The 6646-nt window shown below is 67.6% G+C and carries 3 protein-coding genes; 1 reads left to right on the forward strand and 2 read right to left on the reverse strand.

Annotated features, from left to right (window positions below; translation table 11 throughout):
• Window positions 1-432: 432 nt before the first annotated feature.
• Window positions 433-1959, forward strand: a complete 1527-nt coding sequence (ftcD, locus tag MUO23_08690) for a glutamate formimidoyltransferase (protein MCJ7513032.1) — start codon at window positions 433-435, stop codon at window positions 1957-1959.
• Window positions 1960-2074: 115 nt separating this feature from the next.
• Here the strand turns inward: ftcD and MUO23_08695 are convergent, their stop codons facing one another.
• Both MUO23_08695 and MUO23_08700 read right to left on the reverse strand, forming a co-directional pair.
• Window positions 2075-3817 carry a CapA family protein gene (locus MUO23_08695; protein MCJ7513033.1) on the reverse strand — a complete coding sequence of 581 codons (1743 nt, stop codon included), beginning with the start codon at window positions 3815-3817 and terminating at the stop codon, window positions 2075-2077.
• Between the two features lie 4 nt (window positions 3818-3821).
• On the reverse strand, window positions 3822-6646 hold a 2825-nt coding region (locus MUO23_08700; protein MCJ7513034.1), incomplete at its 5' end, for a M28 family peptidase.

Raw genomic sequence — 6646 nt, forward strand, 5'->3', positions numbered from 1 at the left:
ATTCGGATGCGGCGGGTTCAGCCGGGGGGGCCGCTTCCGGCGCCGTTGGCTGGGGCAGCGGCCCGGGCGGAGCCACTTCGGGCGCCGTTGTTGGGGCGGCTCCCGGCGCGCAAGCAGCTATAAGCAGGGCGACCACCAGCACTAAGGTTGCAGAACGCGTCACGGGCCATCCTCCCTTGGCAGACCGCGCGGAATCGCGCTGGGTGTCTCTTTGACGCCACAACATACCACCGTTTCCTTATGGTTGGGTTAATGTCCACCTCACTACCGGATGTCCGCCTCTCACCCTTGGCTGGCCCCGACTCCGGCCACCCGCTATACTCAGCATGGCTGGATGCCAACTGGGGACTGCCGACCCAGTCGGCCGAACGCGCTCGGCCCTTCCGGCATCCACCAACTGGATGGGACCCACCCCCCGCCTGAGAGGTCCGTATGAGCCAAGCCCTAGTCGAATGCATCCCCAACTTCTCTGAGGGTCGTCGCCGGGAAGTGGTCGACGACATCGCCGGCGCGATCTCCGGCACGCCGCGGGTGCGCGTGCTGGACGTCCACATGGACGCCGATCACAACCGCTCGGTGATCACCTTCGTCGGGCCCCCGGACGGCGCAGCCCAGGCCGCCTTCTCTGCAATCCGCCGCGCCGCCCAGCTCATCGACTTGAACCACCATCAGGGCGAGCACCCGCGCATTGGTGCGACGGATGTGGTGCCCTTCGTCCCCCTCTCCGGGGCCAGCATGCAGGATTGCATCGCACTGGCCCGCTCGCTCGGCGACCGCGTCGCCAGCGAGCTCGGCATCCCCGTCTATCTGTACGAGGCAGCCGCCACCCGCCCGGAGCGCGTCAACCTGGAGAACCTGCGCAAGGGGGAATACGAGGGCTTGAAGGCGGCCATCGAGAGTGACCCGGATCGGGCGCCCGACTTCGGGCCGAAACGGCTCGGGCCGGCCGGGGCGACCGTGATCGGGGCGCGCACTCCGTTGATTGCCTACAACGTCTACCTGACAACTGACGATGTCCAGATCGCCAAGAAGATCGCCTCTGCCATTCGCCAGTCATCGGGTGGGTTGCCCCATGTCAAGGCCCTGGGGATGCTCGTCGACGGCCGCGCCCAGGTATCGATGAATCTGACCAACTACCCACAGACGTCCATCGCCAGGGTGCAAGAGGCCATCGGGCATGCGGCGAAGGAGCTGGGCGTCGAGATTCATCACGCCGAACTCGTTGGGCTGGTGCCCCAGCAGGCGCTGATCGATGCCGCCCGCTGGCATCTGCAGTTGGACCCGTTCCATTCCGATCAGATCCTCGAGAACCGCCTGTACTCCGCCGCAGGCGCCTCCCCGGAGGCTTCGTTCGTCGACGCCCTGGCGGATGGCACGCCCACCCCGGGTGGCGGATCGGCGGCGGCCCAGGCGGGCGCCATGGCGGCGGCCCTGGTAGCGATGGTGGGACGACTGACGGTCGGCAAGAAGAAGTACGCCGACGTCGAGAGCCGAATGGAGGAGATCATCGACCAGGCGGAAGGGCTGCGCCGGTCGCTGCAGACCGCAGTCGAGGCCGACTCGGCGGCCTTTGATCAGGTGATGGCTGCCAGGCGTTTGCCGAAGGGAACGACGGCGGAGCAGACGGCTCGCGCCAGCGCTCTCGAGCAGGCCACGCGCCGCGCCACCGAGGTCCCGCTGAGCGTGGCGGAGCAGGCCCGCCAGGTGCTGGAGCTGGCCTGCGAGGTAGCCGAGACCGGAAACGTGAATGCCGCCAGCGATTCCGGATCGGCCGGGGCGCTGGCCCGGGCCTGCCTGACGGCGGCCGGGTTGAACGTGCAGATCAACGCTTCCGGCCTCGAAGACCGGGCGATGGCCCAGGCGTGGATGCAGGTGCTGGAGGAGCTCGAGCGCGGGGCGGGTGAGGCGGAGGACCGGCTGCGCCAGGCAATCCACGACCGGGCCGGTCTGGGCGGGTGAGCGAAGACCAGATTCTGGCATCGCCCAGCTTGAAGCAGCCCAGGCGCGAACGGGCTGGGCGAGCCAGCGGGCGACCGCCGGCGAGCGAAGCGATGCCGGCTGGAAAGTTCGGGGGCTACCAGCCGCTGGCGGCGAACATCCGCTGCAGGAAATCGAGGCGTTCCTCGGCCGTCATCGGCCGCGGCCGAGCGTAGTCCTCGATCAGCCCCGTCAGCAACTCGGTGCTGATGTGCCGGCCATCATAGAACACGTGGCGGTCGACAAACATCTCCCGGTTCTCCATCCGATCCATCTGATCGAAGAACAGGTTTCCCGGTCCGTAGTGGATGAACCCCCCGTTGTAGAACTCGAATCCTTGCGGCTGGTGCGCTTGACTTCCGCTGACGATCACCGCGCCGGCGTCGATGGCGCGGCGGAAGGCCTCTTCCTGGAGTGGCAGCGGGCTCGAGCGATCGGCCTCTCCCCACTGGTAGGTGAAGACTGGCAGATACCCCTCGGCCCGCAGATCGGCGACCACCTGCAACAGGCGCTCGTCGTAGCAGGGTGCCGCGCCAGGAGCGTTGTCTTTGGCCTGGGCATAGCCCGGCCCGGGCGCGTTGCAGCCGATGAACGCCAGGCGGTTGCCGTTGTGCTCGAGGCGCACCGGGCGCAGCGCCTCGGCCAGGTCTTGACCGCCGGCGAAGTAGTTCCAGCCGCGCTCACGATACATGCCGAGTGTGTTGAGGAAGGCCGCCGGCCCCCAATCCAGGATGTGGTTCCCGGTCAGCTCCACCAGGTCGGTGCCGATGTCCTCCAGCAAGCCGATGTTCTCGGGTGCGCTGCAGAAGCGCAGCGTGTCCGAGCCGGGATTCGGCGACGGGCAGTCATCGGCGAAGGCCACCTCGTTGCTGATGTGGGTGATATCCGCGGTGCGCAGCCAGTCTCCGATGTCGCGCGCCGGGTAGGTGATCCCCTTGCCCGCCATGCGCCAGGCGGTGGCCCGCGTCAGGGCCGTCACACCGGTCATGACCAGGCGCGTCAGGCGGGAGGGATCTCGGTTGCTCGCCGGCCACGCCTGCGCCAGCGCTTGTGCCAGCGCCCCCGCTACCTCAGGTTGGCCGCTGACGCCGAGCGATAGGGCCAGAGGATAGGTGGCGGGATCGAAGGCAGGATCCAGCGGAGACTGCCCATCCACCGGCAGCACCCTCCAGCGCGGCTCGATGGCTTCGAACGCCAGCAGCGCCAGCGCCGGCCGGGCCGTCCACGCCTGATCCACGAGCTGCTCACCCGGGACGACGACGACCGCCTCGGACGGCGGGCCGAGAAGCGCCTGGAGCGGAGCGAGGTCCTCGGTGCGAACAAACACTGGACCGCCATCGGGCTGATCCCCGGACCATTTGGCTTGCAGCTGCTCCATGGCTAGGCCTTCCTCCACCGAGGCGAAGGGCGCCGCCAGGGCATACACCCAGCGTGAGACTTCGATCTCGCCTCGCACCTCCGCTCGGAGGTCGGAGGCATCCACCTGACTCGCCGGTTCGACACGGCGTCCGGCGAGGGCCTGCACCCCGGCTACGCCGGGCTGCAGCGAGAGCGGCAGAGCCGGATCAAGCCAGACCCGAACAACCTCCGGCGTCGGAGTGGCCTGCTCCGGGACGAAGGCCGTTGCCGAGGCAGGCGGCACGGCCGGCGGGCTGGCGCCGGACGTCAGGAAGTTGGGGAAGTTGCAGCCGGCCGCCAACAGCGACATTGCCAGGCTGCCGACAAGGGCAGCAGCAAGCCGGGATCGATTCAACCAACGTCGGGTCCGTCGATGGGTATCCATGAAGTGGCCGACACGCACGCGGCCGCAGACGAGCTCTGCCAGCCGACGTGCAATCATATCCTCAATACTCGGTCTCGCGGCTGAGCACGAACACCGAAAGCAGCGCCGCTTCCCCGGATTCTCTCAGCTTCTCGACATCGATCCCGGCTAGAGTGTCGGACGGCAGATGGGCCGAGGCATCCGACCCGTCCCAGCTCAGGTAAGCCGAGGCGGCCTCCCGCCCGCCCATGGGTGCCAGCGTTGGCAGGCCGAAGTGCGTTGTGCGCCCGGTGCTCGTCACCCCGACCCCGACCTTTCCGCCGATCTCCTGGAAGAGCTTCGCCAGCCGGTAGCTCGTCCCCTCACCTAGCGCCAGCTGGTCGCCGCTGCCGGCGCCCACCCCGGTGATTTCCAGGACGGTCTCGACCTCCAGCTGGTTGAAGCCCGTGGCAGCCCCCATGACTTCGGCCACGCTCAGGCTCTCCCAGCGATCCCCCCCCGGCCAGGCGACGAACACCACGGTTTTCAACGGCCTGACCGGGCTCTCCTCCAGCACACGGGCGATCTCGAGCATCGCCGCCACACCGCTGGCGTTGTCGTTGGCACCGGCATACCGGGTGCCATCCGGCCCAACCCCCAGCCCGTCATAGTGCGCCGCCACCATGATGACCAGGCTGTCGAGTCCGCGCGGGCCGGAGGACTCCATCACCGACCCTGTGCCGGGAATGTAGCCGACGACGGTCAGAATATGCTCGCTCAAGTCCTCGACGGTCGGAGCTTCCGCCGAAATCCGGAACGGCGGACCGCGGTCGGTCATGGCCACCTGTCCAGCCTGCAGCCCCTCGGTCAGGGCATCGAGCTCGGACAGGCTGCTGCCGATGGAGCCCAGGATTTGTTCCGCCAGGGCTTGACTGATGTACACCGCTGGCGACCCGTCGCCGAAGCCTTCGTAGCCCGGGTAGGTGACGGAGTAGGCAGAGAGCTTCGGAAACAAGTACTTGCGCTCGAAGGTCCTCGGGTCCGAGGTCACGATGAGGGCTCCCGCCACGCCTGCAACCGGCGTGCGCGCCAGGGCCTCCTGGCGCATTAGGATGATGTCGTCCTCAAGGTCCATTCGCCGCAGCCCATACGGATCCCGGCTGTTCTCCAGCCCAGGATCGGGCCCGATTGCCAATCCCACCACCCGTCCCTCGCCCATCCCGACCGTGGGAAAGTAGTCGACAACCTCGACGAAGTCCTGCCGGTAGACAAAGGACTGCAGCAGGCGGCCTTCGGCATCGAGCAACTCGAGGCGCGGCAGCTCGCTCAGGTGCGGGCGTTTGGTTCCGATGGTCTGGTAGAAGTCGTTCCCGGCCCCGGCCGGGCTCAGGCCGAGGAGGCGCATTTCGTCGGCGATGTACATGGCGGCAGCTGCCGCGCCGCCGGTGCCGCTCTCCCTCCCCTGATAGAACTCGCTCAGGGCGCTGACGTGGGCGTAGGCGCGGTCGGCGTCGAACTTGTTCGCCTCCGGCAGGTACTGCGAGGTCGAGGAGGTTGTTCGCAGAAACCAGAACAATCCAACCCCGGCCAAGACCGCTCCGCCCACAACGACCCGGTTCAGCAGGCGGACAATGCTGACCCGGCTCTCGGCCAGGAATCGGCGCAGGCCTTCACCCCACAGGTTGAAGGTCACAATCGCCAGGAAGAACAGCCCTCCGGGAAACCAACCCATCCACGGGTACCCACGCCACCAATCGCGGATGTTGGCCAGCAGCGCGCTCCACTCGGGCACATCCGACACGTGAACGATGAGCGGCTGCATTCCTCCGCCCTCGGCGATCATGGCCCGGTAGCCGCCGCCGACGAAGATGTTCAGGAAGCCCAGCTCGGCCAGCAGCAGCATCACGGCGCCCATTTCCATGGCGGTTAGCACGATCAGCGAATCGGCCAGGTTCGGCAGGGCATGCCGCGTCAACAAGCGGAACTGACTGGCGCCGATGACGACCGCGCCCTCCATGAAGGGCTCGGCCTTGAGGCGGATCACCTGAGCGCGCACGAATTGGGTGATTTCTCCCCAGCCCACGATGCACAGCGCCACCACGAAGACCCCCATCCCCTGCTGGATCCCAAGAGCCAGGATGACGATCATGGCAAACAGGGTGACCGGGAATGCCGCCCACACGGTCCACGAGGCGGTCACCAGCCGATCGAAGAGCGAGTTCTTCCACCAGCCGGCGGCCATCCCCAGCGCGGTTCCCAGGGTGATGCGGGCAACGACCGCCAGGGCAGCCATAGCCAGCGTTTGTCGTGCCCCAGCCAGCAGCAGAGCCTGGATATCGCGGCCGAGCATATCGCTGCCCCAAGGGAAGGCGGAGGAGATTGCGAACGGCGGCGACCCGATCTCGCCGTCGATCGTCAGCAGATCATGGGTTTCGTAGGGGCTGCTGCGGGTCCAGCTCTCCCCGAAGATCCCCAGCGCCAGCAGGGCGAGCAGGCCGAGCGTGCCCAGGATCAGCGGCAGATTGACGGCCCGCAGCATGGCCCGCCAGCCGCGCCGGGTGGGCTGTTCGGCCGGCCCTTCTTTGACGTCGCCGCTCCAAGACCCCGCGGGCAAGGCTGGCAGCTCCTCGCCGGCCGACCGGCGCAGCCGCGCCCGCAGCCCTTGCAGGCCATTGTGGATTCCCCTGCCCGCCCCTTTGGCCCATTCGACGACGCCGTGACGATCGGAAGTATCGGTGCGGCTGGCGTCCTCCTGGAGGCGCGGATCGAGATAGGGATACAGCCAGTCCAGCGCCCCGCTCAGCAGCATGAAGAATAGGCCGAGCGATACGGTCAGGTCGGTCGCCAGGCTGCTGTTTCCCTCGCGCACTGCCGCAAGCAAGGCCAGGCCGACGCCCAACCACACGAAGAAGTACTCGACGACGGGCA

It is taken from the genome of Anaerolineales bacterium, from assembly GCA_022866145.1.
Taxonomy (GTDB): domain Bacteria; phylum Chloroflexota; class Anaerolineae; order Anaerolineales; family E44-bin32; genus PFL42.

What these genes read in the sequence shown, in the direction of transcription:
- MUO23_08695 (MCJ7513033.1), bottom strand. Translation starts at nt 3,817, where the DNA reads ATGATTGCACGTCGGCTGGCAGAGCTCGTCTGCGGCCGCGTGCGTGTC.
- ftcD (MCJ7513032.1), top strand. Translation starts at nt 433, where the DNA reads ATGAGCCAAGCCCTAGTCGAATGCATCCCCAACTTCTCTGAGGGTCGT.